Origin of the sequence: Mesorhizobium carmichaelinearum (assembly GCF_900199455.1) — a bacterium.
GTDB classification, from domain to species: domain Bacteria; phylum Pseudomonadota; class Alphaproteobacteria; order Rhizobiales; family Rhizobiaceae; genus Mesorhizobium; species Mesorhizobium carmichaelinearum.
This window is the reverse complement of sequence record NZ_FZQR01000004.1, coordinates 561,412-587,367: the sequence shown is the minus strand read 5'-3', so window position 1 is coordinate 587,367 and position 25,956 is coordinate 561,412. Positions and strand designations below refer to the sequence as shown.

The 25,956-nt window shown below is 62.5% G+C and carries 22 protein-coding genes and 2 pseudogenes; 6 read left to right on the top strand and 18 right to left on the bottom strand.

From position 1 onward, the window contains the following. Window positions 1-12: 12 nt before the first annotated feature. Window positions 13-636 (bottom strand): thermonuclease family protein, encoded by a 624-nt coding sequence (locus tag CKW40_RS12680; RefSeq protein WP_095200193.1) that lies wholly within the window; start codon window positions 634-636, stop codon window positions 13-15. Window positions 637-712: 76 nt separating this feature from the next. Between CKW40_RS12680 and CKW40_RS12675 the strand changes: the two genes are divergently transcribed. Next, the gene (locus CKW40_RS12675; protein ID WP_095200192.1) at window positions 713-2,233 is read left to right on the top strand and encodes a sensor histidine kinase; all 1,521 of its coding nucleotides are present in this window, start codon (window positions 713-715) and stop codon (window positions 2,231-2,233) included. 25 nt (window positions 2,234-2,258) lie between these two features. Here the strand turns inward: CKW40_RS12675 and CKW40_RS12670 are convergent, their stop codons facing one another. Beyond that, window positions 2,259-3,257 carry a nicotinate-nucleotide--dimethylbenzimidazole phosphoribosyltransferase gene (locus CKW40_RS12670; RefSeq protein ID WP_095200191.1) on the bottom strand — a complete coding sequence of 333 codons (999 nt, stop codon included), beginning with the start codon at window positions 3,255-3,257 and terminating at the stop codon, window positions 2,259-2,261. Window positions 3,258-3,454: 197 nt separating this feature from the next. Here CKW40_RS12670 and CKW40_RS12665 point away from each other — a divergent pair, with 197 nt between their 5' ends. Beyond that, window positions 3,455-3,685: a DUF1289 domain-containing protein gene (locus tag CKW40_RS12665; RefSeq protein WP_010909481.1), complete on the top strand. Its 231-nt coding sequence runs from the start codon at window positions 3,455-3,457 to the stop codon at window positions 3,683-3,685. A gap of 8 nt (window positions 3,686-3,693) precedes the next feature. Further along, entirely contained in the window at window positions 3,694-4,401 is a 708-nt protein-coding gene (locus CKW40_RS12660) for a TIGR02281 family clan AA aspartic protease (protein WP_095200190.1), read from the top strand. Between the two features lie 2 nt (window positions 4,402-4,403). Here CKW40_RS12660 and dusA read toward each other — a convergent pair whose 3' ends face one another. The 3 genes and pseudogenes from dusA to CKW40_RS12640 all read right to left on the bottom strand — a co-directional run. Next, complete coding sequence (gene dusA / locus CKW40_RS12655) at window positions 4,404-5,402, bottom strand: tRNA dihydrouridine(20/20a) synthase DusA (RefSeq protein WP_095200189.1); 999 nt, start codon at window positions 5,400-5,402, stop codon at window positions 4,404-4,406. Window positions 5,403-5,650: 248 nt separating this feature from the next. After that, window positions 5,651-7,696 (bottom strand): SPFH domain-containing protein, encoded by a 2,046-nt coding sequence (locus CKW40_RS12645; RefSeq protein WP_095200188.1) that lies wholly within the window; start codon window positions 7,694-7,696, stop codon window positions 5,651-5,653. A gap of 350 nt (window positions 7,697-8,046) precedes the next feature. Next, a pseudogene (locus CKW40_RS12640) lies at window positions 8,047-8,631 on the bottom strand (HlyD family type I secretion periplasmic adaptor subunit); the annotation flags it as partial. A 163-nt stretch (window positions 8,632-8,794) separates the two neighbouring features. On the opposite strand from CKW40_RS12640, the gene CKW40_RS12635 reads away from it, so the two are divergent. Next, window positions 8,795-9,160: a YybH family protein gene (locus CKW40_RS12635; protein WP_095200187.1), complete on the top strand. Its 366-nt coding sequence runs from the start codon at window positions 8,795-8,797 to the stop codon at window positions 9,158-9,160. A gap of 124 nt (window positions 9,161-9,284) precedes the next feature. On the opposite strand, the gene CKW40_RS12630 is transcribed toward CKW40_RS12635, so the two are convergent. The 8 genes and pseudogenes from CKW40_RS12630 to CKW40_RS12595 all read right to left on the bottom strand — a co-directional run bounded on the left by CKW40_RS12630 (window position 9,285) and on the right by CKW40_RS12595 (window position 17,806). Continuing rightward, the gene (locus CKW40_RS12630) at window positions 9,285-9,587 is read right to left on the bottom strand and encodes a DUF982 domain-containing protein (protein ID WP_095200186.1); all 303 of its coding nucleotides are present in this window, start codon (window positions 9,585-9,587) and stop codon (window positions 9,285-9,287) included. Window positions 9,588-9,699: 112 nt separating this feature from the next. After that, on the bottom strand, window positions 9,700-10,680 hold the full coding sequence (locus tag CKW40_RS12625; RefSeq protein ID WP_095200324.1) for an ABC transporter ATP-binding protein: 981 nt from the start codon (window positions 10,678-10,680) through the stop codon (window positions 9,700-9,702). Window positions 10,681-10,688: 8 nt separating this feature from the next. Continuing rightward, window positions 10,689-11,648: an ABC transporter ATP-binding protein gene (locus CKW40_RS12620; protein WP_095200185.1), complete on the bottom strand. Its 960-nt coding sequence runs from the start codon at window positions 11,646-11,648 to the stop codon at window positions 10,689-10,691. Then, window positions 11,645-12,616 carry an ABC transporter permease gene (locus CKW40_RS12615; protein ID WP_010909510.1) on the bottom strand — a complete coding sequence of 324 codons (972 nt, stop codon included), beginning with the start codon at window positions 12,614-12,616 and terminating at the stop codon, window positions 11,645-11,647. The genes CKW40_RS12620 and CKW40_RS12615 overlap by 4 nt, the downstream gene beginning before the upstream one ends. Continuing rightward, window positions 12,616-13,632, bottom strand: coding sequence for an ABC transporter permease (locus CKW40_RS12610; protein WP_095200184.1), 1,017 nt, complete (start codon window positions 13,630-13,632; stop codon window positions 12,616-12,618). The genes CKW40_RS12615 and CKW40_RS12610 overlap by 1 nt, the downstream gene beginning before the upstream one ends. Window positions 13,633-13,654: 22 nt before the next feature. Continuing rightward, window positions 13,655-15,316, bottom strand: a complete 1,662-nt coding sequence (locus CKW40_RS12605) for an ABC transporter substrate-binding protein (protein ID WP_095200183.1) — start codon at window positions 15,314-15,316, stop codon at window positions 13,655-13,657. Between the two features lie 18 nt (window positions 15,317-15,334). Continuing rightward, window positions 15,335-16,237 (bottom strand): proline iminopeptidase-family hydrolase, encoded by a 903-nt coding sequence (locus CKW40_RS12600; protein ID WP_095200182.1) that lies wholly within the window; start codon window positions 16,235-16,237, stop codon window positions 15,335-15,337. 54 nt (window positions 16,238-16,291) lie between these two features. After that, window positions 16,292-17,806 (bottom strand): annotated as a pseudogene (locus CKW40_RS12595) (leucyl aminopeptidase). A 262-nt stretch (window positions 17,807-18,068) separates the two neighbouring features. On the opposite strand from CKW40_RS12595, the gene CKW40_RS12590 reads away from it, so the two are divergent. Together CKW40_RS12590 and CKW40_RS12585 are read left to right on the top strand one after the other, a co-directional pair. Beyond that, window positions 18,069-18,971, top strand: a complete 903-nt coding sequence (locus CKW40_RS12590; protein ID WP_095200181.1) for a LysR substrate-binding domain-containing protein — start codon at window positions 18,069-18,071, stop codon at window positions 18,969-18,971. Window positions 18,972-19,165: 194 nt separating this feature from the next. Next, window positions 19,166-20,623, top strand: a complete 1,458-nt coding sequence (locus CKW40_RS12585) for an NCS1 family nucleobase:cation symporter-1 (RefSeq protein WP_095200180.1) — start codon at window positions 19,166-19,168, stop codon at window positions 20,621-20,623. A gap of 89 nt (window positions 20,624-20,712) precedes the next feature. On the opposite strand, the gene CKW40_RS12580 is transcribed toward CKW40_RS12585, so the two are convergent. From CKW40_RS12580 to tpiA, 5 genes are all read right to left on the bottom strand, one after another. Continuing rightward, window positions 20,713-21,252, bottom strand: a complete 540-nt coding sequence (locus CKW40_RS12580; RefSeq protein WP_095200179.1) for a DUF1697 domain-containing protein — start codon at window positions 21,250-21,252, stop codon at window positions 20,713-20,715. A 27-nt stretch (window positions 21,253-21,279) separates the two neighbouring features. After that, the gene (gene pyrG, locus CKW40_RS12575; protein WP_095200178.1) at window positions 21,280-22,917 is read right to left on the bottom strand and encodes a CTP synthase; all 1,638 of its coding nucleotides are present in this window, start codon (window positions 22,915-22,917) and stop codon (window positions 21,280-21,282) included. 216 nt (window positions 22,918-23,133) lie between these two features. Beyond that, complete coding sequence (locus CKW40_RS12570; RefSeq protein WP_095200323.1) at window positions 23,134-24,261, bottom strand: L,D-transpeptidase; 1,128 nt, start codon at window positions 24,259-24,261, stop codon at window positions 23,134-23,136. A gap of 212 nt (window positions 24,262-24,473) precedes the next feature. Further along, window positions 24,474-24,950: a preprotein translocase subunit SecG gene (gene secG / locus CKW40_RS12565; RefSeq protein WP_095200177.1), complete on the bottom strand. Its 477-nt coding sequence runs from the start codon at window positions 24,948-24,950 to the stop codon at window positions 24,474-24,476. A gap of 167 nt (window positions 24,951-25,117) precedes the next feature. Continuing rightward, window positions 25,118-25,888: a triose-phosphate isomerase gene (gene tpiA / locus CKW40_RS12560; RefSeq protein ID WP_095200176.1), complete on the bottom strand. Its 771-nt coding sequence runs from the start codon at window positions 25,886-25,888 to the stop codon at window positions 25,118-25,120. Window positions 25,889-25,956: the final 68 nt, after the last annotated feature.

Below are 25,956 nucleotides of genomic sequence, written 5' to 3'. Positions count from 1 at the left end.
AGCCGATACGCTTCACCAGAAGCGAAAAATCTCCCGCACGGCGTCGCCGATCGACGCCAGCGTGCCGTGCTTTCGCTCCACGACCTCGCCGTGATGGCTGTCGCGCCAGTCCTGCGGCTGGTCGAACGTACCTGCCCAGATCCCGACCTTGGCCGCGCGGGCAGTCGCTTCCTCATTTTCGAAGTCGCCAAAGGCTACAGCCCAGCCCGCTTCGACCTGGGCACGGTTGAGGTCGGTGCCACCGGCCTTGCAGTCGCCAAGCAGCCGGCCGTAGCGATCCCGCTGCCAGCCGCTGCAGGTGACCGGCCTGCCCGCGATCAGGCGCACCAGCGACTGGCGCGCAAGCGTGCCGCAGGCATAGTCGGCGCCGTTCCTGCGGCAGGTCTGGGTGTATTCAGGCGCATCGATGCCACGCATGCGGATGCGCTCGGTGCCGAGTGTGATCGAATCGCCGTCATTGATGATGGCAGCACCTTGCGTCTGGCGCGTCTCCACCCGGTCGAGGCGCGCCGCCAGCAGGATCAGCAAGCCCAGAATGATGATGGCCAGCCCGTAGTCCAGCACCTTGTGCCAGAGGCTTCTCGGGCGAGGCGCCGCGTACCGCCGGCGCGATCTCGGCGACCAGGAACGGCTCATATGGCAAACGGTTGGTTAATCATTCGAACGTAGCTTAACACCTTGAAATCGCTGCGCGCATAAATTGAAGCTTTTGATGCCCTTGCAACGCTCGAACACAGCGGACAAGTTCATTGTGGACCGCAGGAAACCCCATCGCAACAGCGATGTGGCGCGCGCGGTGCGCAAGACGCGCGACCGTCTTTCGCAGCAGGCCGGCAATCTCGATTTCGACCGCGAACTGCTGAAACTCCACGCGCGCGCCATGACAAGCGGCGCCGTGGTCATCCCGCTGCTCGTCCTGGCGATCGCCGCGGCCGGCCGGCTCGCCGGCGTCGGCAACGAGATCGGCCTCTGGGCGCTGTTCACGCTCACCTCCTATACGATCGTCGTCTTCATGGCGCGGCGCATTGAGCGCACGGAAGCAGCCGAGCTCAACCCTTTGCAAGCGCAACGGGAATTCCTGGTCGGCCATTTCCTTTGCGGTCTCGGCTGGGCCTGGTTCGTCCTGCTCGGCTGCAACGCCTGCGCCGTCGACCAATTCCAGGTGGTCAAGGCGGTGGTGCTGCTGTTCGCCATGGCCGGGACCGCGGTCATGGCCTCATCCCTGAGCGGGGCGTTGCTGGCTACTTTTGCCGTTCCGGTCGCGCTCTACGCCTATGCCGGAGTCAAATTGTGGATGCCGGTCGAGGCGATCATGGCCGGACTGCTCGTCGTGTCGTTGCCTTTCTTCGCCTATATCGCCCGTCACCTCAACCGCTCCTCCCTGATGCTGTTGTCGTTCCGCTCCGAAACGGATGCGCTGATTGCCGAAGTCGAGACGGCGAAATCGATGTCGGACGAGGCGCGGCGGCGTGCCGAGGATGCCAATCTGGCGAAGTCGCGGTTCCTCGCTTCGATGAGCCATGAATTGCGCACGCCGCTCAACGCCATTCTCGGCTTTTCCGAGGTGATGGCGAATGAGGTGCTGGGGCCGATGAGCAATCCCACCTATCGCGACTACGCCCATGACGTGCATGATTCCGGCCAGCACCTGCTCGACCTGATCAACGAGATCCTCGACCTGTCGCGCATCGAGGCCGGCCGCTATCAACTCAACGAAGAGCCGGTGATGTTGCTGCACATTGTCGAGGATTGCTGCCACATGATGGAGCTGAAGGCGCGCAACAAGGATATCCGCGTCGTCCAGGATTTCGAACAGACATTGCCGCGGCTGTTCGCCGACGAGCGCGCCGTGCGCCAGATCACGCTCAACCTTCTGTCCAACGCCATAAAATTCACCGCCACCGGCGGCGAGATCCGCGTCCGCGTCGGCTGGACGGCGGGCGGTGGCCAATACATTTCGATCAAGGACAATGGCCCCGGCATTCCCGAGGACGAGATCCCGATTGTGCTCTCGGCCTTCGGCCAGGGTTCGATCGCCATCAAGAGCGCCGAACAGGGCACCGGGCTTGGCCTGCCGATCGTGCAAGGGCTGCTCGCCATGCATGGCGGCGAGTTCGAACTTCATTCCAAGCTGCGTGAAGGCACGGAGGCGATTGCCATCTTCCCGCTGAGCCGGGTGATGGAAGAACTGCCGGCGCTGCCGACCGCGGCGGTGGCGGCGCGACGTCGGTAGCAGCCCTCGTCAGCGCCCGGCGTGCCTAGCCGCGAACAGCCGCCGCCATGCCCGAACTGGTCATCGCCGCCGCCTTGACCAGGCCTGCGCCAAGGGCAGCCCCCGCCCCTTCGCCATGGCTTATGCCGAGGTCAAGCAGCGGGCGCAAAGCGAGCAACTCGGCGGCCCTGGCGTGCGCAGGCTCCGGCGACAGGCTGGCGAGAAGACAATGGTCCAGCGCTGCGGGATTCGCGGCATAAAGCACCGCTGCGGCAGCCGTTGCGGCAAAGCCGTCGAGCAGCACGGGAATCTTCTGCATCCGCGCGGCAAGGATGGCGCCAGCGATCGCCGCGAACTCGCGGCCGCCGACCCTGCGCAGCACCTCCAACGGGTCGTCGAGATGGCCGTGGTGAAAGGCCAGCGCCGCATCGACCACATCAGCCTTGCTCGCCTGCATCGCCGCGTCGGCGCCAGATCCCGGGCCAACCCAGTCGGCACCCCTGCCCCCGAACAGCGCCGCAAATAGTGCTGCGGCGACGGTGGAATTGCCGACGCCGAGATCGCCGAGGCAAAGCAGGTCGGTGCCGCCGGCGATCGCTTCCATGCCGAAGGCCATGGTGGCCGCGCAACCGCGCTCGTCAAGTGCTGCGTCATCGGTTATGTCGCCGGTCGGGATGTGCAGAGCAAGATCGAACACCTTCAGCCCAAGATCATTGGCGATGCAGATCTGGTTGATCGCCGCACCGCCGGCCGCGCAAAGTTCCACCGCATTGGCGGTCGCCGCCACCGGGCGTGGCGAAATACCGTGCCTGACTACACCATGATTGCCGGCAAAGACCGCCATCAGCGGCCTTGTCAGCGCGGGCGGCGCCCGGCCGCTCCAGGCGGCAAGCCACGCGGCGATGTCCTCGATGCGGCCGAGCGAATGCGCTGGCTTGTCGGCCTTGGCAAACAGCGCGCGCACCCGCGCTTCGGCTTTGAGGTCGGCTGACGGCAGTCTGTCGAGCAGATTGCGGAAATCGTCGAAAGGCAGTGCACTGGTCATGTCGTGAGCAATCATTCCTGGAGTTGGGGAGCGGCATAGCCGCGTTGCGTGATCGACACAACCTCTCCCAAACATCCGCCTTGATTGCCGCAAAGATGGCCTGGGAAGGCGCGATCGCGAGGGCTTGCATTGGCTTTGCCGTTGCACCATGTGGAGATGGAACTCGGGATTCCGAATAGAATCCTCAAGAGAAAGTCATGACGGCCATCGAATCCCCCTGCATCCTGGTCTGTTCGATCGACATGAAAACCGGCTTCTGCTTCGGTTGCGGCCGCACGCGCGAGGAAATCGGCGCCTGGATGGGGATGACGCCCGAAACACGCCGCAATGTGATGGCCGAATTGCCGGCCCGGCTGGAAACGGTCGAGCGTCGGCCGCGCCGTGAAACGCGGCGCACCCGCATGGCGCGTGAACGCGACGCACTTTAGAGGAACTAATGAGTAGCCGGCTGTTCTGGATTTTGATGGCGGTGATCGGCGTGGGAGCGGTCCTGCTCATGCTCAACGATTCAGCCGGCAGCACGCTCGGCGTCGAGAACTACGATTTCGGCCGGCTGATCTGGCTTTGCGCCTTCGGCGCCCTGATCGGCGCCGGCCTGCTGCGGTCAGGCCGCCCGGTGGGTGCGATGGCCCGCAATCTCGGCGCCTGGGTGGCAATTGTGCTGGCACTGGTGGCCGGTTACCAGTATCGCTACGAACTGCAGGACGTCGCCAGCCGCGTGACCGCCGGGCTTGTTCCCGGCAGCCCGCTGGCGCTCGGCGTCGAAGACGGCCACGCTACGGTGACCCTCGACAAAGCCGACAACGGTCATTTCGAAGCGCGCATCCTGGTCAATGGCAATCCGGTGCGGGCCGTTGTCGACACCGGCGCGACCAGCACGGTGCTGACGTCGGAAGATGCGCAAGCCGCCGGCTTCAACCCGGCCGCGCTCAACTATACGATACCGGTTTCGACAGCCAACGGCATGGCGCGCGCCGCGGCGGTCAGGACCGACGCGGTGGCGATAGGCGGCATCGTGCGCAAGGACATGTCGGTGATGGTCGCAGCCCCCGGCATGCTGAGCCAAAGCCTGCTCGGCATGAACTTCATCGGCTCGCTGTCAGGCTTCGACGTGCGCGGCGACCGTATGATCCTGCGGGATTGAGCTCAGGCCGCTTCTGCCGCCCCGCTACTGAATTCAACCGCCGCAAACGCTTTCTTCAGCACGTCAGGCCTCGCGCCCGGCCGGTTTGCGTCGGTCGACAGGATCTGGCGATAGCGGCGCGCACCCGGCAGTCCATGAAACAGTCCGACCATATGGCGGGTGACATGGCCGAGCCGCCCGCCCTGTTCGATGTGACGCGCTGCGTAGTCCGCCATCGCGTCGATCAGCGCAGCGAAATCGAAGGCCTCGGGCTTCGCACCGTAGAAGGCGGCGTCGACGCCAGCCAGAATGCCTGGTGTGTGGTAGGCGGCGCGGCCAAGCATGGCGCCGTCGACATGATCGAGATGCGCCCGCGCCTCTTCAAGCGACTGAATTCCACCGTTGATACCAATGAATTCGTTCGGCTTTTTGGTCTTCAGCCGATAGACCCTGTTGTAGTCGAGCGGCGGGATGTCGCGATTTTCCTTGGGACTCAGCCCCTCCAGCCAGGCCTTGCGCGCATGCACCCACAAGGCGTCGGCGCCGGCTGCGAAAACCCCGTTCGCCAACGCGTCCAGCGCCGGCCCCGGATCCTGCTCGTCGACGCCGATGCGGCATTTGACGGTGACGGGAATTGCCACCACAGCCTTCATCGCCGTGACACAGTCGGCGACGAGGTCGGGCACTTTCATCAGGCAGGCGCCGAACGTGCCCGACTGGACGCGATCTGACGGGCAACCGACATTGAGGTTGATCTCGTCATAACCGAAGGCCTCGCCAATGCGCGCCGCTTCGGCAAGTTTCGCCGGATCCGAGCCGCCGAGCTGCAGCGCGACCGGATGTTCCGCCACATCGAAGCCGAGCAGCCTCTCGCGCGCACCGTGGATGACGGCGTCGGCCACCACCATCTCGGTATAAAGCAGCGCACGGCGCGTCAGCTGGCGATGGAAGAACCGGCAGTGCCGGTCCGTCCAGTCCATCATGGGCGCGATGGCTATCCTATGCTCTTGATTTTTAACCATTTTTTATTTAACATCAAACCGTTAGAGCCTGCCGAGCGCACACGGATTTACGCCAGAATACGACCCTTTTCACCACGAGTGCGGTGAGAGCCAACCAAGTCCCGTATAGCTCACCTGAAAACTTTCGGCGAACTCATCGCCCTTCATATCGACGACATGTGCGATGTAGGCAAGTCTCCTCGCCGCTCCAAGGCCGCCCTCGTTTCGGCGGAGCGTAAAATGGGCCGGTACAACCGGCCCATTTTCAATCATTCCTCCTCAGCGGGTGCCGGGATCTCATCCGGCAGGGTTTGCGGTCCAACCCGGTCGGCAACGAGCATCGAAAGCATCATCTCGACAAGGCCATTGGCGGCCCCCTTCTCGCCGCCGGTAGCGCCGATCTGGATCTGCGGCACGATCGGTAGCCTGCCATTCTCGATCGCCTCGGCGAAGCGCATGAGAACCTGCGAGTTGAGCTGATAGTCCGGGCCGCCGAAGGCCGCGACCTTCTTCTCGGTGGCTTCGGCCTCCGCCAGACCGATGGCGCGAACCCTCTCGGCATCCGCAAAACCGGTCGCCTTGATGCGTTCGGCATCGGCAAGCGCGATAGCCTTGATCATGTCGGCCTCGCCCTGGCCGCCGAGGCGCACCTTCTCGGCTTCTGCCTTGGCAGTGACCTGGATGGTTTCTGCCTGCTGGCGGGTGCGGGCGAGTTGCGCCTTGCCCTCGTTCTCACTGATCTCGATGGTAAGTGCCGACGTCGTGATCTTGGCTTGCTGTTCGGCGAGCGCCTCCTTCTCGCGCAACGTGCGTTCCTGAATGGCTGCCTTCTCCTGCAACTTATAAGTCTCGACCTTTTCGACGGCGATCTGGCGCTCGCGCAACTGGATCAGGATCTGCTCTATGCTGTTCTGGCCATTGCCGGCACGGGGCGTACCAATCAACACTTCCTGCAGCTCGAGGCTGTAGGTATTGAATTTTTCGCGCATCTCCTCGCCCGATTTGCGCTGGATGTCGCTGCGCTCCTGCAAAAGCTGGATCAGCGTCTTTGTCTGGGCGATATTCTTGAAGTAAGCGGAAACCATCGGGTCGAGCGTTTGTTCGACCAGCCGCTTGATGTCGCCGAAACGCTGCACCACGAGCGGCGCCTTCATATAGTCGATATGCACGACGACGGAGAGCGGCAGCACAGGCTCGAACGCATCCTTGGTGATCAGCGACACTTCAGACAGGTTCTCGTCCAGCCTGTGTTCGCCAAACTGCTCTTTCGTCCATTTGAGCACAAAGTTGGTGGTCGGCACGATGATGATGTTGCCGGCATAGGTATTGAACGCGTACTTGCCTGGCAGCAGCGGCGTTGACCAGACACCGCGTGCGCCGATTTCGACCAGCTCGCCGTGACGGTATGCCTGCCCGGATATATCCGCGCCGTGGCGGCCATTGTAGGAGACGACGACACCCACGGTGCCAACGTCGATGATCGTCTTCTTGACCAGTTCGACGGTCGCGAAAATGCGATTGAGGAAGTAGCTACCGTCGGCCAGCACCTGCAGCTGCCGGCCACGGTAACCACCGGCATTGAGAAACTTCTCCGGGTCCTGAAAATTGTTGTGGAAGTTCAGGTCGTTCGGATCGTTGGCGACGGTCGGTGCGATGATCTCGCCGTCCGGCAGGGCCGGACCGTCATGGATGGTGACGATACCGATCATATCCTCGGCATTATGGATGACGATTGGCTCAAAGCCGCCCCGCTCCGAGATCATGCTGGACATATTGGTAAAAAGGTTTTGTTCCGACGAGCTCAGATTAACGGCATAAATCGACTGGGCGGTCAGCACGATGAATTGTGCGAGATTGATAGCATAGATGCCTTCACGCAAGATCTTGCGTTGCGGTCCTTTCTGTCCGCCTTTTTCGAGAAAGCCGCGCACATCCTGGAAATCATCGGCGTCGGTGTTGGAAGCAAGTGTCTGCGTCGAAGGCAGCGGCTTGCCGTCACGGGCAAAGACATAGCCGATCTGACCCTGCGGGATGGTGACAAGATTGGCGCGATGCATCGAATATTGGAATGGCATGAAGAAATGCAGGCCACCGCGCACGACTTCCGGCTGGTAGCCGGCCTCACGGTTGAGCGCAATGAAGCCATTACTGACGGAGCCGCGAAAACTCCATAGTTTTTCCAAGATGCCGAGCCTGTCGTTTGGGATGTAGCGGACCACGCCGCTCCACCAGAACAGGATTGCCACCACGATGACCAGCACGGCGACCTCGATCGCCGTCCATTCCATCGGGCCGAGATATTGTAGGGCTTCCATCTCTTCTCTCCTATGGGCGCGCGGGTTCGTTCACCCGACGGCCACCCGGTTGGTGTTGCTTGATTAAGCGGGGAGATTGCGCACCGACACGCCCGACGCACTAAGAGCGTGTCGACCGTTTGGGCTGCTCATTGTCTAGGAAAATGACCGCGCGTCCCGAGTCCCCAGTGAGGGGAGGCGTGGCCTGGGCGATGTCACATCGGTGTTGCCTTGATAGACATAACGGCAAATGACGTAGGGATCGCGCCAACAGGTTTAAAGATATTCCGCGCGGAAATCGTATAAGTATTTTCCAATCAAAGGCGAGGACACAACTCGACGAAGGCTTGACTGATCCCAAAACGTTCATGTCACTCTTCCCGGAATGCACGCGCTATCTGATCGGCCAGAGGCTTCACGAGGTAGGACAGCATGGTTCGGCTGCCGGTGGAGAAGAACGCTTCGACGGGCATGCCCGGCGCCAGGGTCAGGCCTTTCAGTTTCTTCAGCTCCGTGCGCGGCAGGCTGACGCGAACCGTGTAGAAGCCCGCGCCGCTGCGCGAGTCGACGCTGAGATCGGCGGAGATCTCGTTGACCATGCCGTTCAGTTCCGGCGTCACGCGCTGATTGAACGCCGAGAGTTTTAGCGCCACGTCCTGCCCCAGCGAGAGCTGATCGATGTCCTGTGGGGCAATGCGGGCCTCGACGGTCAGATCGTCCGCCACCGGCACCACGAGCATGATCACCTCGCCCGGCGAAATGACGCCGCCGATCGTATGAACGGCGAGCTGGTGGACCACGCCATCCTGCGGGCTGCGGATGTCGATGCGTTTGAGCTGGTCCTCGGCCGAAACCTTGCGTTCGACGAATTCGGATATTTTTCCCTGAACGTCGCGCAGTTCCGTCGCAACCTCGCTGCGCAGATCCTGGTCGACCTGGATGATCTGCAACCGGGAATTACGGTGACAGGATTACGGTGACAGTGCACTTTTTGTCCGGAGTTACGGTGACAGTGCACTTTTTCTCCGGCTGCTCACTGAACCAAACGATGCCTCGACCTGCTCCGGACATGCCGGAGCCAGTTGCGGTAGGCTGCGTCCCAACAAGGGAGCTGCCACCATGAACGATCCCAGTGCGGGAAAGCCCGCCTACGACCCGCAGCAGTTGGAGCCCATGCTGGTAGCGAGACAGCATGCGGGCGATGTCGATGGCATGGTCGTGCTGTTCGAGGTGGATGCGGCGATCGACTGCGGCGACGGACGTTTTCTGCGCGGCCACGCTGCTATTCGTGACTACTATGCCGAGATTGTCGCGTCTGGACGGAAGTTTGCCGTCGGAGAACAGCGCCCTGCTCTGATTTGCGGCGACCTCGCGCTAACCTCGACCCGGCTCCCCGACGGCGACATCACCAGCGAGGTTGCCCGGCGGCAGGCCGACGGCTCATGGCTTTGGGTGATCGATCGCTATTCCGTCGCTTGGGATTGAGGCTTTGGCTGGGCCAACTGGTTACGCCGTCCGGGAAGTCCGGCCGTCCGTGCACAGTAAACGCACGGAAATCCTACTGCGGCCGTCATGGCCGCAGTCCTTGCATTCAGCTATCCGGCGCGGGCTACCGCCGCAACGCGTAAACGCTCGCCATGGTTTCGCCGGGGACGGGCAGCGCCATGTCGTCGTCCAGAAGCCGCGTGATCCGGGCAAAGCCGGTGAATGCCTTCCTGGCCTCCTCCGCCGACATCTGTCCCGACAAAGCCGCCGAGCAGCAATTCAGCGCGCACTGATACACTGGCCCACGTCGTCCCGTCGGCCATTTACGCAAGAAAACCATCGCCTCGGCGACACTATCCACTTCTTCTATAGGATGTCCCTGCCCGCGCGAGATCCGCACGGGCGCAAAGAAATGCAGGTAGTCCATCGTTTCCTCCCGGTCGATCGCGATGCCGCCCGATCGAACCCTATGAAACGCACCTTCTTGCGGTTGGTTCCATCCAGAAAACAGAATCTTTGAAAATTCTTTTGGCCGCCGGCTAAACCGTCGGGAAATGGCAGGCCACTTTGCGGCCGGGTCGATATTCCCTCAGCTCCGGCCGCTCGGTGCGGCAGCGCTCGACCGCGATCGGGCATCTCGGATGGAAACGGCAGCCGGATGGTGGCTTGAGCGGGCTCGGCACGTCGCCGGTCAAGATGATGCGCTTGCGCGTCCCGCTCGGCGTCGTCTCGACGACGGGAACCGCCGAGATCAGCGCCTGGCTATAGGGGTGGGCCGGGGCTGCAAACACCTCTTCAGCCGGCCCTTCCTCGACGATCGAGCCGAGATACATGACAGCGATGCGGGTCGACACCTGACGCACCACCGACAGGTCATGGGCGATGAAGATGTAGGTGAGGTTCAGCTTCTCCTGCAGATCGGCCAGCAGGTTGACGATCTGCGCCTGCACCGACACGTCGAGCGCCGAGACCGGTTCGTCCAGCACGACGAGATCGGGATTGAGCGCGATCGCCCGCGCAATGCCGACGCGCTGGCGCTGGCCACCGGAGAATTCATGCGGATAGCGCATGACATGGTCGGGCAGCAGTCCGACGAGATCGAACAGTTCCGCGACCCGCGTGGTGATCTCGCGCGACGAGAGCTTGCCATGGATGCGAAGCGGCTCGGCCACCAAATCGCCGACGCGCCGGCGCGGATTGAGCGAGGCCGACGGGTCCTGGAAGACCATTTGCAGGCGCCGCCGCAGCGGCCTGAGTTCCGACAGCGACTTCGAAGTGATGTCCTCGCCTTCGAACAGCAGCTCACCATCTGTGATCTCGTAGAGCCTGACCAGGCAGCGCGCCAGCGTGGACTTGCCGCATCCGGATTCGCCGACCAGCCCGACCGTCTCGCCGCGCCGCACGGTGAGCGAGACATTGTCGACCGCATGGACGGTTCGCTTGCCTTCGGCGGAAAAACGGGTGCCGATTGAAAAACGCTTTCCCAGCGAACGCGTCTCGAGAATTGGGCTGTCGGTCATCGTTTCGCTCATGCCTGCGCCACCCGGAAGCATGCCGCGGCGTGGGTTCCGCCGCCAAGGCCGGGCTTGCCGGTCACACAGGGCTCGTAATGCACCGGGCAACGCGGACCGAAAGCGCAGCCTTGCGGCAAGCGCAGCAGCGACGGCGGTGAGCCCGGGATGGCCGGCAGGCGGCGCGGTTTTTCGCCGGTCAGCGGCGGGATCGAACCGAGCAGAGCACGCGTATAGGGATGTTGAGGAGCGGAGAACAGCTCCATGCGGCTGCCACGCTCGACCACACGACCCGCATACATGACCATCACCCGGTCGGCGAGTTCGGAGACAACGCCCATGTCATGGGTGATGAACACGACAGCCGATTTGTGCGTCGCGCGCAGCTTGCGCACGAGGTCGAGAATGCCGGCTTGCACGGTGACGTCGAGCGCCGTGGTCGGTTCGTCCGCCACCAGCAGCGCCGGATTGCAGGACAGGGCCATTGCGATCACCGCGCGCTGGCGCATGCCGCCGGAAAGCTGGTGCGGATAGCGTGACATCGCCTCGTGCGGGTTGGGAAAATTCACCTCGGCCAGCAGTTCCTCGACGCGTTCCATCGCCTTGGCCTTGCTGATATTCTGGTGCGCCCGGATCTGCTCGGCGATCTGCCAGCCGATCGTGTAGACCGGCGTCAGCGCCGTCATCGGATCCTGGAAGATCATTGCAATCTCATTGCCGCGCAGGCGTCTGAGCTCACGCGCAGGCAGTCCCACCAGCTCGCGGCCCTTGTAGCGGATCGAACCTTCGATGCTGGCGTTGGGATCGGTGATGAGGCCCATCACCGCCAGCAGCGACACCGTCTTGCCGGAACCGGATTCGCCGACGACACCGAGGATCTCGCTTTCCTCGAGGTCGAAGGACACGCCGTCGATCGCCCGCACTAGGCCGTCATTGGTGCGGAAGGATACTTTGAGGTCGCGCACCGACAGTATCATGATGTCCTCAGGCGCGGATCGAGCAGGATGTAGACGAAATCGACGACCGCATTGGCGATGACCACGAACATCGACGCGTACATCACCGTTGCCATGATCATCGGCAGATCGAGGTTCTGCAGCGCGTCATAGGTCAGCTTGCCGATGCCGTGCAGCCCGAACACCACTTCGGTCAAAAGCGCTGAGCCGCCCACCAGCGCGCCGAAATCCAGGCCGAACAGAGTGACGAACGCAATGAGCGATGTGCGCAGGGCATGGCGCAGCAGGATGCGCGTCTCCGACAGGCCCTTGGCCCTGGCCGTACGGATAAAGTCTTCCTGCAGGGATTCGATAATGGCCGCGCGCAACACGCGCCCGTAGATGCCGATATAGAGAATGGCGAGCGTAATCCACGGTATGACCAGCGTCAGGAACCAGCCTTTGGGATCGTCGGAGAAATTCTTGTAGCCGAGCGGCGGCACCCAGGAGAACGCCCAGCTGTCGTGGTAGCGGCTCTGGGTGATCAGGTTCATCACCTCGCCCAGCCAGTAGACTGGCATGGAGATGCCGAGCAGCCCGAGAGCCATCAAAAGCTTGTCCAGCCAGCTGTCGCGGGTGGCGGCGGCGACGATGCCGATGATGATGGAGACAACCACCCACAGGATCGCCGCTCCGAACACCAGCGACAGCGTGACCGGGATTGAATCCATCACCGCCGGCACCACCTTCCAGCCGCGATTGACGAAGGAGGTCAGGTCGCCGGTGACGAAGATCTTCTCCATCATCTTCACATATTGCACGTAGAGCGGCCGGTCGAAGCCGAAACTGTGGCGCACCGCTTCCAGCACTTCGGGCGATGCATTGCGGCCAGCGATGCGCGCCGCCGGATCGGCGCCCGGCGTCGCGAAGAAGATCAGGAAGACGATGACCGAGATGCCGAACATGACGAACAGCATCTGACCGAAACGGCGCAGGATGGCGTAAAACATCAGTCGCGCCCCAGCCGAACCTTGGAGCGCGGGTCGAGCGCGTCGCGCAGGCCGTCGCCGAAGACATTGAGCGCCATGACGGAGACCGCGATGGCCAGGCCCGGCACCAGCGCCACCAGCGGCCTGGTGTAAAGCAGCGCCTGTCCGTCCTGGATGATGGTGCCCCAGCTCGCAGCCGGCGGCTGCACGCCGATCGACAAGAAGGAAAGCGCGGATTCCGTCAGCATGTTCAGCGCCATCATCAGCGGCACGAAGACGATGAGCGTGGTGGTGATGTTGGGCAGGATATCGCGCCACAGGATGCGCCATCCCGGCACGCCGAGATTGATTGCTGCGAACACGAATTCACTGTGGCGCAGCGACAGCACCTGTCCGCGTATCGGGCGCGCCACATAGGGCACGTAGACGATGCCGATGATGATGACCGGCAGCCACAGGCTGCCCGACTCGATCTCGATCGGCCCGATCGAGATGCCTTGCGCGATGGTGACGATGGAAAGCGAAATCGCCAGCAGATAGATCGGGAACGCCCACAGCACATCCAGCAGGCGCGACAGCACCGTATCGGTGATGCCGCCGAAATAGCCGGCGATCAACCCCGCCGCCGTGCCGATGATCAGGGTGAAGATGGTGGCTGCCCCGGAGATCAACAGCGAGCTCAACCCGCCATAGAGCATCCTGGCCATGACATCGCGCCCCTGACTGTCGGCGCCAAGGAAATAATTGCCGAGCCGCCAGGTCGGGCCGAGCGGCGTGTAGCCGAGCCCGAGCCCCTCCGTCGACTGTTCCATCACCGGAACGTCGGCACCGTCGATCTGGATGACGGCGTCGAGCGTCGAGGCGAACGGGTCCGTGCCTGCCCATTGCGCGTAGAGAGGCGCGCTGAGGCAGGCCAGCACGATGAGGAGGAACACGGCCAGGGATGCCATGGCAGCCCTGTCCCTTGCCAGCTTGGCAAACGCGACGGCCCAGGGCCCTCGCGTCTTGCGCGGCATGGCGACGGCTTGGTTCGACACGGACGTGTCCCTCCGCAGCTCGTTACTGCACCCAGGACTGGGTGATCATCCAGTTGAACTGCCGGTTGAACTTGAAATTGCCAACCCGTTTGCTGACGAAGTCAAGCCGCTTCGGCGTGAAGAGACCGACGGCTGGCGCCTTGTCCGTGATCTGCCTGTCGATTTCGGCCCACATTTTGTCTGCGGCTTTCTGGTCGGTCACGCCGAGATCCAGCGCCTTCTGCATCTTGGCGTCGATGTCCTTGTCGCAGAAGCCGGCGATGTTGATCGAGGCATCCGAACCCTCACGGAAAGAGGCGCAGCTGAACAGGATGTTCAGGAAGTCCGAAGCCGCGGGATAATCCTTGTACCACTGGGTGATCGACATCTGCACTTTGTTGTTGGTGTTCTGGATGTAGGTGAACTGGATGTTGGACGAGATCGGCTTGACGTCGGCGACATAACCGATGCTGGTCAGCACGCTCTGCAGGTAGACGCCGATGGAGCGAGAGATGGCAGTGTCCTCGGCGATGATGGTCACCTTCTGGCCCTTGGTGCCGGATTCCTCGACGAGCTGCTTTGCCTTGTCGAGATCGGGCGCCGACCATTTGGTGCCGGGGTTCTTGGTGAAGGGACAGTAGTCCTCATGGCCGGGGAAATCCGGCGGCAGGACCTGGCAGACCGGCGAAGCCAGCACCTTGCCGCCGAAGAGCTTGACCAGCGTGTTGCGGTCGATCGCATAGGCGACGGCCTGGCGCGCCTTTTCATTGTCGAAAGGTGCCAGGCGGTTGTTCAGCGGCGCATACCACCAGGCCGAAAGCGGCGAGATGTGCAGCTGGTCCATGGACTTGCTGCCAAGTTCGCCCAGGCGATCGCTCGGCAGCGCGTCGAACATCCAGTCGGCCTCGCCGTTCTGGATCGCCGTGACGGCTGCTTCCTCGGACAGGCCGAAATCATATTGTACGACATCCGGGTAACCGTCCGGCTGCGCCTCCTCGCTCCACTGCTTGAAGTTCGGGTTGCGGGAAACCGTCATGCCCTTGTTGGGGTCGAAGGCGGAGATCATGTAGGCGCCGGTGCTGGGAATGGGCTTGGAGCCCATGTCTTCGGCGGGTGTGTCCGCCGGCAGGACCACGGCATGCGGCAAGGCAAGCTTGTAGAGGATTTCGGCGTCCGGCTTGGTGAGATTGAGGGTGATGGTGCCGGCCGCTTCGTCGCCGACGACGCCGCCTTCGAGCGTGCAGCTCTTGGCGTCGGCCAGGCATTTGTCGGCGCCGACAATGCCGGCATAGAAGGTGCCGGAGGTCGGCCCGGAAACCTTGAAGATGCGCTGGAAGGAGGCGACGACGTCCTTCACGCCCATATCCTGGCCGTTGGAGAACTTGATGCCCTTGCGCAGCTTGAAGGTGAAGGTCTTGCCGTCGTTGGTGACCGTAGGCAGCGCCTCGGCCAGATCGGGGACGATGGTGAAGCCGTCCATGCCCTCGGCCTTGCGGAAAGCCACCAGGCCGTCATAGATCGGCTGGTACATCTGCCAGCCCTGGTCGGTGTAGTTGATGTGCGGATCGAGCGTTCCCGCCGCCGAGCGAGCCAGAAGGCGGATGGTGCCGCCTCGGTGCTCCTTGAGATATTCGGCCTGTGCCGGAGCCAGCCATGAGCCGGCCAGCAATGCCGCGACTGACGCCGCAAAAAGCAGTTTCTTCATGTCTTAGTTCCCCTTTTCTCAGTTGTCGTTGTCGTCCAGGAAGTCTCCCACCACCCGCATGCACGCCTCTTGCTCCTCGACATGCGGCATGTGGCTGGAATGCTCGAATATCTCCCAGTGCGATCCTTTGATGCCGTCCTTGAACGGCTGCACGGTCGCTGGCGTGGCCTCGTCGTAGCGCCCGGAGATGATAAGCGTCGGAACATCGACCGCCGGCAGGCGATCGATGATGCTCCAATTCTTCAGGGTTCCAATGACATGGAACTCGTTCGGCCCATTCATCAGATGATAGACGGTCGGATTGCGCGCGATCTGGGCGAAGGTTTCCGTCACTTCGGGCGGGAAGGGCACGCGGCAGACATGCCGTTCGTAGAACCGCATCGTGGCATCCTGGTAGGCCGGATCGTCCGTCGTGCCGGCCTGTTCGTGCCGGGTCAGTGTTTCCTGCACATCCCCAGGCAGATCGGCACGCAACCGGTTGGCTTCTTCGACCCACAGCTTCATGGAAGCGGGCGAGTTGGCGATGGTCAGCGATTTCAGACCTTTCGGCCGCGTGACTCCATATTCGGCGCCCAGCATGCCGCCCCAGCTTTGGCCCAGCACGTGGAAACCCGCGCGGATGCCGAGATGATCGACGAGGTTTTCAAGCTCGTCGATGAAGAGTTTGGGCGTCCAGAAATCGGCACGCATCTGCGGCAACAAAGTGGAATTGCCGCATCCCAGTTGATCGTAGTGGATGACGGTGCGGCCTCGTCGGGCAAGCAGTTTGTAGGCATCGACGTAATTGTGGGCGGCGCCCGGCCCGCCATGCAGGATCACCACAGGAGCCTTTTCGCCACCGAGTTCGCCACTGACCCGATACCAGGTCTGGTAGCCGCCGAAGGTGGCCCGCCCTTCCCTGCCAATGATCTCAGACGACATTCCAGTTTCCCATCCCGTTTGAACGCATCTCGTGTTGTCCGTAGCAGCAGCTGACTAGTTGACCCTGCGGCTGGCCTGCACCCACTCTTCCAGCATCTGCACGCCGAAGGCCGTGGCGCCTTGCCTGCCGAGCGGCCGATCGGCGTCGGCCAGCTCCTTGCTGGCGATGTCGAGATGCACCCAGGGACGGTCTTCGGTGAAATGGCGCAGGAAGGCCGCCGCATACGGGGCGTCGCCATCCTCCATGTCCTTGGCATGGTGCCGCAGATCGGCGAATGGCGATTGCAGCCCCTCATCCTAGGCCCGGTCGAGCGGCAATCGCCAGAACCGCTCGCCGACCGTTTCGCCGGCCGCGATCATCTGCGACGCGATGGCATCGTCGGTGCTGAACAGGCCGGCGAATATCGATCCGAGGCCACGCGTCACCGAATAGGTCAGCGTCGCCAGGTCGACGATCACCGACGGGTTGAAGCGCGTGGCGGCATAATGCAGGCAGTCGGCCAGAAGCAGGCGTCCTTCGGCATCCGTGTCGAACACTTCCACGGTCTGACCCGAGGCGGTCGTGATGATGTCGCGCGGCTTGAGCGCGGTGCCGGACGGCATGTTCTCGGCAATACCGAGAACACCAATGGCGTGCACCGGGCTGCTTTGCCGCGCGAGTGCGATCAGCAGGCCGACGACAGCCGCCGCGCCGCCCATATCGGCCTTCATGTCGAACATCTGCTCGCCGCGCTTGATGCAGAGGCCGCCCGAATCGAAACAGACGCCCTTGCCGACGAAGGCCAGCGGTTGGGAGGGAGAACCTTTGCCGCGATAGCGCAGGACTGCGACGCGTGGCGGTCGCACCGAGCCTGCGCCGACGGCCAGCAGCGCGTTCATGCCGAGCTCTTTCAGTTGCGCGGCATCGAGCATTTCGATGTCGATGCCGGCTTCGCGCAGCGGCTCCAGATGATCGTGGAAATTGTCGGGATGGAGATGGTTCGGCGGCAAATTGACCAGCGTGCGCGCATATTCGACGCCATCGGCGATGGCATTGATCCGCGCCAGCGCCGAGGTCAGTTCCGCACCGGTTGCTCCGACCAGTTGCACCCGCAAGGTCCGATCCGAGCCCGCGCCCTGGCGCCGGTTGCGCATGTCGAAACGATAGCGCCGCAGCCGCATGCCAAGGGCGACGCGCGCCAGGATTTCCGCTCCCGGCAGGTCAACGCCGGTCATAGGGTCGAGGACAAGCGTCGCCGCGCATTCGCATTTGCTTTCTAGATGCGCGGCAAGCAAACCACCGGGGCGTGCCAGTGACAGCGCGCTGACGGCTTCGGCTTTGCCCAGGGCCAGGACGATCACGCGCCGGGCCGATACGCCCTGGGGGGCGATGAGATCGATGCAGGTGCCGGATTCGGCCAAGGCGGTCGGGTCGGAGCAGGCACGCGACAGTATCCCGCCCATTTCAGCGTCCAGTACCGCTGCCCTGGGGCCAAAGCCTGCCTGGGCAGTTTGCAAGATCACGACGACAGAGGTTTCCGCGGAAATCTCGTCCGCCGTTTCAAAGACCGGCGCTGGCGATTGAGGCATAGACTGGCATTCTCCCATTTGCGGGTGACCTCCAGCCTTGGCGCAGCGTGCATCACGCGCAAAGCTTCGCCCGCCAATGGCGGAAACCGGTCTGGCCGGTCTCTGCCGCTGGTGGAATAGTGCCGGAGGCCCCAAATAATCGTTTTCAGATGGCGAGTTAGTCGCTCTTACCTTTGGGTAGCGCCGAACGGCCCAGGCGATCAAACGCCAATTTTGCCCAAGTCGATTGACAAAAACTCAATCGACAATTCATGATCGGCCAATGGCCCTACCCTCACTCAACGGCATGCGCGCATTCGAGGCCGCCGCACGTCTCGGCAGCGTCAAGGATGCAGCCGAGGAATTGCACCTGACGCCCTCTGCCATCAGCCGCCACATCCGTGCGCTTGAAAGAAATCTCGGCCAGGATTTGTTCGAGCGCGGCTTTCGCCAGATAACGCCGACCATCCGGGGCTCTTACTATGCGCGTAGCCTCTCCGAAGCGTTCGAGGCGATCTGGCGCGCCACCGACGATGTCAGCCTCGCCGATGGTCCGAGCCACAGCAGGACACAACGTGTCCGGGTCCTTTGCGTGCCGGCAGTCCTGAACCTTTGGCTGGCGGACCGGTTGCCGAACTTTCGCAAGCTGCATCCAGCCGTGGAGTTGGAGATCTCGACGTCGGGCAAGCGCGCCAACTTCGATTTGGCCATTGTCGACGAGTTCGTCTACAAGGCCGGCCCGGCTCTGACGCTGCTGATCCCGCTGGTTCTGACGCCGGTCTGTGCGCCCTCATTGCTCGATGGGCCGGTGCCGCTACGGTCACCCGCTGATCTGGTCAACCATCATCTGATCCATGAATGCGAGTCCATGAGATGGAGGCGTTGGCTGGAGCAGGAAGGCGTTTTGGACACGACGCCAAAATCCAGCACGACGCTGGATGACTCCACGTTGATCATGCGCGAGGCGATCAATGGCGCTGGAATTGCGCTTGCCGACACGATGATGGCGCAGGATTTCCTGCAGCAAGGCAAACTTGTCGCGCCGTTTGACGCCCGTCACACCTACCCGGCCGGCATCTATCTGCACCAGCGCCGCAGCATCGGCAACAAGCCGGGCACCGGCCTGTTTCAGGACTGGCTGTTGTCCGAAGTCGAGGACCACAAGCGGGTGATGGCCATCGCTTAGCCAAAATTCGAATCACTCGCCTCATGGAATTCAACAGCGGCCCACCATTGCGACCCCTCGATAATCGCGGTTCGCATTGAATATCTTTAAGGCCAAAGCCGGCAAATGGATCGGTTGCCGGTTCCCCTGCGGCAGGCTTAACCTGCACGGCCATCGCGTGGAGGCGCGTGGCCAATCAAGGGGAGGACATTGCAGTGACCATAGAAGGCGCATCGCCTGACCTGTACAACGAGGATCTCGCTCCGGCCAAGGTTCGAAACTGGGGACCGTTTTCGATCTTCAACGTCTGGACATCGGACGTCCACAGCCTGTGGGGCTACTATCTCGCCGCCAGCCTGTTCCTGTTTTGCGGCGGCTTCGTCAATTTCATCATCGCCATCGGCATCGGCTCGCTGATCATCTACGCGTTGATGAACATGGTCGGCTATGCCGGGGTCAAGACCGGCGTACCCTACCCTGTGCTTGCCCGCGCCTCCTTCGGCATCTGGGGCGCCAACATACCGGCCTTGGTGCGCGCCATCGTCGCCTGCTTCTGGTATGGGGCACAAACGGCCGCCGCCTCTGGCGCCATCGTGGCATTGCTGATCCGCTCGCAATGGTTCGCCGATTTCAACGCCAACACGCATTTCCTCGGCCATTCCGGCCTGGAAGTGATCTGCTTCGTCGTCATCTGGGCGCTGCAATTGTTGATCATCCAGAAGGGCATGGAAACGGTGCGCCGCTTCCAGGACTGGGCGGGGCCGGCTGTATGGGTGATGATGCTGCTCCTGGCGGTCTATCTCTGCGTCAAATCCGGGACCTTCGCCTTCACCAGCGACATTCCGATGGACGTGCTCCTGGATAAGACCAAGGATGCCGGCGTGCCGGGCACGCCGGGCTCGTGGACCGCGCTGTTTGCGGTGGCCGCGATCTGGGTGACCTATTTCTCGGCGCTCTATCTCAACTTCTGTGATTTCGCCCGCTATGCGCCCGACCAGGCGTCGCTGCGCAAAGGCAACATCTGGGGCCTGCCGGTCAACCTCATCCTGTTTTCGATGGTCGCCGGCGTCACCACCATTGCCGCCTACGACGTCTACCATGAGGTGCTGCTGCACCCCGACCAGATCTCGGCCAAATTCGACAGCTGGTTCCTGGCTGCGCTTGCCGCCCTGACCTTCGCGGTTGCGACCCTGGGTATCAATGTCGTCGCCAACTTTGTCTCGCCGGCCTTCGATTTCTCCAACGTCTTCCCACGTCAGATCGACTTCAAGAAGGGTGGTTATATCGCGGCCGTGATCGCGCTTCTGCTCTACCCCTTCGCGCCGTGGGATGGCGGCGCCGCGCATTTCGTCAACATCATCGGCGCGACGATGGGACCGATCTTCGGCGTCATGATGGTCGACTACTATCTGATCCGCAAAAGCGAGGTCGATGTCGAGGCGCTGTATCGCGAGGATGGCGAGTTCCGCTTCCAGGGCGGCTGGCACGTCAATGCCTTCATCGCCGCCGGCATAGGCGCCATCTTCTCGTCGATCCTGCCGAACTTCACCAACTGGCTGCCGTCCTGGTGGGGCGTCTATGGCTGGTTCTTCGGCGTGGCGATTGCCGGCCTCATCTACTATGTGCTGCGCACCGCCGCCGTGGGTGCCGGAGCGAAGACGGCAAAGGCCTAAACAAGGGAATAAGGCAGTAGGGCAGTAAGTGAGTAGGGAAACAGGGACCCTACTGCCCTACTGCCCTACTGCCCTACTGCCCTACTGCCCTACTGCCCTACCATTTCGGCCAGCTTGCGAACCGTGTTCCAGTTGCGCGAGGTGCCGATGCCCAGGCGTTTGTGGTTCATTGCCGCGAGCAGCCGTGACGTTGGTCTCTCTCGTGAAAAGACAACCCAGATGTCGCCGGCGCAAGGCAATACCTTCTCGTCCTCGGCGGCATAGGTTTGCAGCGCCGCGACGCTCTCCATGGGCGCAGGTTTGCGCATCACCCGCACAGCCACCTGGTCACCTGCTTCAGCCGAATCGGCCGGAAACGGGTTGCCGGCGGCAAGTTTCAGCCATTCCTCGGCAGTGCGCACGATGATGTCGACATGGCGGCCGAAGGTTTTTTCGAAGGCCGTTTCCAGCCGCTGTTCCAGCGTGCCGCTATCGATCGCCCGCGCTTCGAAGACCAGATTGCCGGTCGCAACCAGCGTGCGAACATTCTTCAGACCAAGGCCTTCGGCCATCGCCTTGAGGTCAGACATGACGACCCGGCGCCCCTCACCCAGGATGATGCTGTAGAGGAGCGCGACATAGGTCTGCATGGAGGTGAGGCTCCGCCCGGCGGGTGCCTAGACCAGGCGCGACTGCTCCACCGCCGCCTCGATGAAGCTGGCGAACAGCGGATGCGGCTCGAGCGGCCGGCTCTTCAGCTCGGGATGATACTGCACGCCGATGAACCAGGGGTGGTCGGGATATTCGACCGTTTCCGGCAGCACGCCGTCTGGTGACATGCCGGCGAACACCAAGCCGCAGTCCTCGAGCCGCTCCTTGTAGTCGATATTGACCTCGTAGCGGTGGCGATGGCGCTCGGAAATCTGGGTGTCGCCATAGATGTCGGCGATCTTGGACCCCTTGGCGAGGTCTGCCTGATAGGCGCCGAGCCGCATCGTGCCGCCGAGATCGCCGGTCTCACGCCGCTTCTCCAGCATGTTGCCTTTCAGCCATTCGGTCATCAGGCCGACGACGGGCTCGTTGGTCGGACCGAACTCGGTCGAAGACGCGTGCTCGACGCCGGCCAGCGACCGCGCAGCCTCGATGCAGGCCATCTGCATGCCGAAGCAGATGCCGAAATACGGCACCTTGCGTTCGCGCGCGAACTTCGCCGCCAGGATCTTGCCTTCGGAACCGCGCTCGCCAAAGCCGCCGGGAACCAGGATGCCATGCACCTTTTCCAGCCACGGCGTCGGATCCTCCTTTTCGAAGATCTCCGATTCGATCCAGTCGAGCTTGACCTTGACGTGGTTGGCCAGCCCGCCATGCGAGAGCGCCTCGATCAGCGATTTATAGGCATCCTTGAGGCCGGTATATTTGCCGACGATGGCGATGGTCACCTCGCCTTCCGGATTGTGGATGCGATCGGAGACCTTCTGCCAGGGCTCCATGCGCGGCTTCGGCGCCGGGTCGATGCCGAAGGCGGCCAGCACTTCCGAATCGAGCCCTTCCTTGTGGTAGGCCATCGGCACGTCGTAGATGTGCGGCACGTCGAGCGCCTGGATGACGGCGCTTTCCCTGACATTGCAGAACAGCGAAAGCTTTCTGCGCTCTTCCTTGGGAATGGCGCGGTCTGCACGGACCAGCAGGATGTCGGGAGCAATGCCGATGCCGCGCAGTTCCTTGACCGAATGCTGAGTCGGTTTGGTCTTCAGTTCGCCCGCCGTCGGGATGTAGGGCATCAAGGTCAGATGCACATAGACGGCATTGTTGCGCGGCAGATCGTTGCCAAGTTGGCGGATCGCCTCGAGGAACGGCATCGCCTCGATATCGCCGACCGTGCCGCCGATCTCGCACAGCACGAAATCATAGTCGTCATTGCCGTTGAGGACGAAGTTCTTGATCTCGTCGGTGACGTGCGGGATGACCTGGACGGTGGCGCCGAGATAGTCGCCGCGCCGCTCGCGCTCGATGATGTTCTTGTAGATGCGGCCGGTGGTGATGTTGTCCTGCTGATTGGCCGAGCGGCCGGTGAAGCGCTCGTAGTGGCCAAGATCGAGGTCGGTTTCGGCACCATCATCGGTGACGAACACCTCGCCATGCTGGTACGGCGACATCGTGCCGGGATCAACATTGAGGTAAGGGTCGAGTTTTTTGATGCGTGCGCGATAGCCTCGCGCCTGCAAGAGAGCCCCAAGGGCCGCTGCAGCAATGCCTTTTCCAAGTGAGGAAACCACGCCGCCTGTGATGAATACATATCGCGCCATGGGAGTCATCGCTTAACGCGGCCGGATTGATTCCGCCAGAGAAAAAACCACCGCGAAGGTTTTTTCCCAAGAAGGCGCTCGGACCATGGTCCCGAAAATGGAACCGGTGTTCTCGGACAAACGGTTTCCGTTTGTCCAGCGATCATGGCCGAACAGGCTTGATCGTGAACGAGGCAAAACAAAAGGGCCGGCTGGGCCGGCCCTTTCGGCAGGATGGTGGAAACGTCAGATGATGACGACCTTGGTGCCGACTTTGACGCGGCTGTAGAGATCCATGACGTGCTCGTTGATCATGCGGAAGCAGCCATTGGAGGCGCTGGTTCCGATCGACTGCGGCGCGATGGTCCCGTGGATGCGCAGATGCGTGTCCTTCTTGCCGTCATAGAGGTAGATGGCGCGGGCGCCGAGCGGGTTCTGGCCGCCTCCGGGCATGCCGTCCTTGTACTGGCCGTAATGCTTGGGCTCGCGCTTTTGCATGTCGAGCGTCGGGATCCAGCGCGGCCATTCCTGCTTGTCGCCGACCGCGACCGTGCCCTTGAACTGCAGGCCTTCACGACCGACCGCGATCGCGTAGCGACGCGCGGTCGAAAACGATTCGACGAGATAGAGCCGGCGCGCGCTGGTGTCGATGACGATGGTGCCCGGCTCATAGCCGGTGAACTCCACGTCCTGCGGCACAAACTCAGGCTTCACCTTGAACGGCTTCTTGGAGTCCTTCTTGGCGAGAGCCTGGTCGAGAGCCCGCGTCTCGGGCAGATAGCTGATCGACGACCCGGACGAGGTACCACCGAACAGGCCGGCGAACAGGCCGCCGCTTGGCTGATTCTGGCCGACGACCTCGCTGCGCAGTTCGCTATTGTTGCCGGTCAGGGCGACATTCATCGCCTCGGCCGGGAGCGGTTCGGCCGACTGAATCGGCGCCACCGGCGTCAGCGGTTCAATGATCTTGGTGGTCTTCTTGGCCGGCTTTGCGTCAGCCACTTCGGTTGTTGCGGAAGCGCTCTGGCCCTTCTTGGCCAGGAAGGCCTGCCGTTCCGCGTCGGCCTTGGCCTTGGCCGCTTCACGCATCGCCAGCTTCCTGGCTTCGAGCGCCTTGGCCTTGGCGTCTTCCTTGTCGGCGACGATCTTGGCCTCGATCTTCTTGATCTGGGCGAGATCGTCCGGTGTCGGGTTTTTCTTCTTCTTGAGAAGCTTCAGTTGCGCCGCATCGCTTTTCACTGCTGCGACGGGGATGGCGTCGGTTTTGTCGACCGACTGATTGGCGGCCAAATTGGCCGGCACGCCGGCGAGAGCCGGGGAACTCAGGCCGATAACGGCGCAAAGTCCCAGGAAAATGAAGCTGCGAAGCTGCATGGCGAAGATCCGATCGTTCAATGCTTGTTGCCCACGGCGTCGCCCGGCGTCCCCCAAGGACACCGAAAATGCCGCGTGCAATCTATAGTCGAATAAGCGCGGGTGCCTCAAGCGCGAGACCCCGCCGCTGCCCGTCGAATCTTCGTGAACGCGCAGCATTTGCCGCGACTGTGTTCAAACGATCACAGGTCGCGGTTTGGACCAGATGGAGCTTACTGGTTCGGGACCTGCGGTGCCGCCGGCGCTGTGTTGGTGGTGCCGTTGCTTGCCGGCGGGGTCGAACCAGAGGCCGGCGCGGTGGCCGGAGCTGCTGGTGCAGGCGTCGTCGCGGCGCCATTGCCCGACGGCGGTGTCGGGGTGGTGCTGCCGGCGGGCGCCGGGGTCGTCGTGCCGGGCAATTGGTTGAGCACGCCCTTGCCGGCGCCGTCCGACGTTCCGGGAACGCGGTCGAGAATATCGATCGGCTTCTCGCCATAGCGGGCAATGATCGACAAGGTGAGCGACGTGACAAAGAAAGCCGCCGCCAGGATCGCCGTCGCCCGCGTCAATGCATTTGCAGCGCCACGCGCCGTCATGAAACCCGATCCGCCACCAATGCCAAGGCCGCCGCCTTCTGAGCGTTGCAGCAGCACCACGCCGACGAGGGCGAGCACGACCATGAGATGGATGACGATCAGTACGGTTTGCATAGTTTATCCTGGCAAGGCCTTGCCCGGCCGCGGACACGACCGGTGAATTGGAGGCGGCTCAATACAATGCTTTCACGGCATTTCCAAGCCCGTGGCCGGAATATGGGAAGCAACGCGCCCTTTGCAACGAATTTGGACGGGATGCGCCCCGTCCATCGTCGTGAATATCAGCCTGAAATGCTGCGATAGGCTTCGGCGATACCCAGGAAATCAGCCGCTTTCAGGCTGGCGCCGCCGACCAGCGCGCCATCGACATTCCTGACGCCCAGCAGCTCCACCGCATTGGACGGCTTGACCGAGCCGCCATAGAGGATGCGCATCCTGGCAGCGGCGGCGCCGAGCTTTTCCGACAGTTTTTCGCGGATATGCGCATGCGCTTCGGCCACATCAGCGGCGGTTGGGGTCAGGCCGGTGCCGATCGCCCATACCGGCTCATAGGCAATGACGGTGTTGGATGGCGTGGCACTCGGCGGCACCGAACCGTCGACCTGGCGCGCCAGCACGTCGAGCGTGGCGCCGGCCTCGCGCTGCTGCTGCGTCTCGCCGATGCAGACGATGGCCACAAGCCCGGCGCGCCACGCGGCGGAGGCCTTGGCCTGGACCGTCGCATCGTCCTCGCCGCGTTGTTCGCGGCATTCGGAATGGCCGACAATGACATGGCTCGCGCCGGCGTCCTTCAGCATCTCGGCCGAGATGCAGCCGGTGAAGGCGCCGCTTTCCTTGGTGTGGCAATCCTCACCGCCTGCATGGACCGGCGTGCGCGACAGAATCTCCGCGGCATGCGAAAGCAGCGTCGCGGGAACGCAGACCAGTGCCTCGGTCTCCGCGTCGAGCCCGCTCATGAACCCGTTGCCGATCATCCTGAGCTCGTTCAGCGAGGCGCTGGTGCCGTTCATTTTCCAGTTGCCGGCGACAAGCGGGCGAATTCCTGGCGTCATGGTCTGCTTCTCCGGGCAATATCAAGCTCTGGCCCTCACTACCAAAATCAGGCCACAAAGCAATCGAC

Bases quoted from the DNA above. Each gene is read 5' to 3' on its own strand.
- CKW40_RS12680 (WP_095200193.1), bottom strand. From the start codon at position 636: ATGAGCCGTTCCTGGTCGCCGAGATCGCGCCGGCGGTACGCGGCGCCT.
- CKW40_RS12675 (WP_095200192.1), top strand. From the start codon at position 713: ATGCCCTTGCAACGCTCGAACACAGCGGACAAGTTCATTGTGGACCGC.
- CKW40_RS12670 (WP_095200191.1), bottom strand. From the start codon at position 3,257: ATGACCAGTGCACTGCCTTTCGACGATTTCCGCAATCTGCTCGACAGA.
- CKW40_RS12665 (WP_010909481.1), top strand. From the start codon at position 3,455: ATGACGGCCATCGAATCCCCCTGCATCCTGGTCTGTTCGATCGACATG.
- CKW40_RS12660 (WP_095200190.1), top strand. From the start codon at position 3,694: ATGAGTAGCCGGCTGTTCTGGATTTTGATGGCGGTGATCGGCGTGGGA.
- dusA (WP_095200189.1), bottom strand. From the start codon at position 5,402: ATGGTTAAAAATCAAGAGCATAGGATAGCCATCGCGCCCATGATGGAC.
- CKW40_RS12645 (WP_095200188.1), bottom strand. From the start codon at position 7,696: ATGGAAGCCCTACAATATCTCGGCCCGATGGAATGGACGGCGATCGAG.
- CKW40_RS12635 (WP_095200187.1), top strand. From the start codon at position 8,795: ATGAACGATCCCAGTGCGGGAAAGCCCGCCTACGACCCGCAGCAGTTG.
- CKW40_RS12630 (WP_095200186.1), bottom strand. From the start codon at position 9,587: ATGGACTACCTGCATTTCTTTGCGCCCGTGCGGATCTCGCGCGGGCAG.
- CKW40_RS12625 (WP_095200324.1), bottom strand. From the start codon at position 10,680: ATGACCGACAGCCCAATTCTCGAGACGCGTTCGCTGGGAAAGCGTTTT.
- CKW40_RS12620 (WP_095200185.1), bottom strand. From the start codon at position 11,648: ATGATACTGTCGGTGCGCGACCTCAAAGTATCCTTCCGCACCAATGAC.
- CKW40_RS12615 (WP_010909510.1), bottom strand. From the start codon at position 12,616: ATGTTTTACGCCATCCTGCGCCGTTTCGGTCAGATGCTGTTCGTCATG.
- CKW40_RS12605 (WP_095200183.1), bottom strand. From the start codon at position 15,316: ATGAAGAAACTGCTTTTTGCGGCGTCAGTCGCGGCATTGCTGGCCGGC.
- CKW40_RS12600 (WP_095200182.1), bottom strand. From the start codon at position 16,237: ATGTCGTCTGAGATCATTGGCAGGGAAGGGCGGGCCACCTTCGGCGGC.
- CKW40_RS12590 (WP_095200181.1), top strand. From the start codon at position 18,069: ATGGCCCTACCCTCACTCAACGGCATGCGCGCATTCGAGGCCGCCGCA.
- CKW40_RS12580 (WP_095200179.1), bottom strand. From the start codon at position 21,252: ATGCAGACCTATGTCGCGCTCCTCTACAGCATCATCCTGGGTGAGGGG.
- pyrG (WP_095200178.1), bottom strand. From the start codon at position 22,917: ATGACTCCCATGGCGCGATATGTATTCATCACAGGCGGCGTGGTTTCC.
- CKW40_RS12570 (WP_095200323.1), bottom strand. From the start codon at position 24,261: ATGCAGCTTCGCAGCTTCATTTTCCTGGGACTTTGCGCCGTTATCGGC.
- secG (WP_095200177.1), bottom strand. From the start codon at position 24,950: ATGCAAACCGTACTGATCGTCATCCATCTCATGGTCGTGCTCGCCCTC.
- tpiA (WP_095200176.1), bottom strand. From the start codon at position 25,888: ATGACGCCAGGAATTCGCCCGCTTGTCGCCGGCAACTGGAAAATGAAC.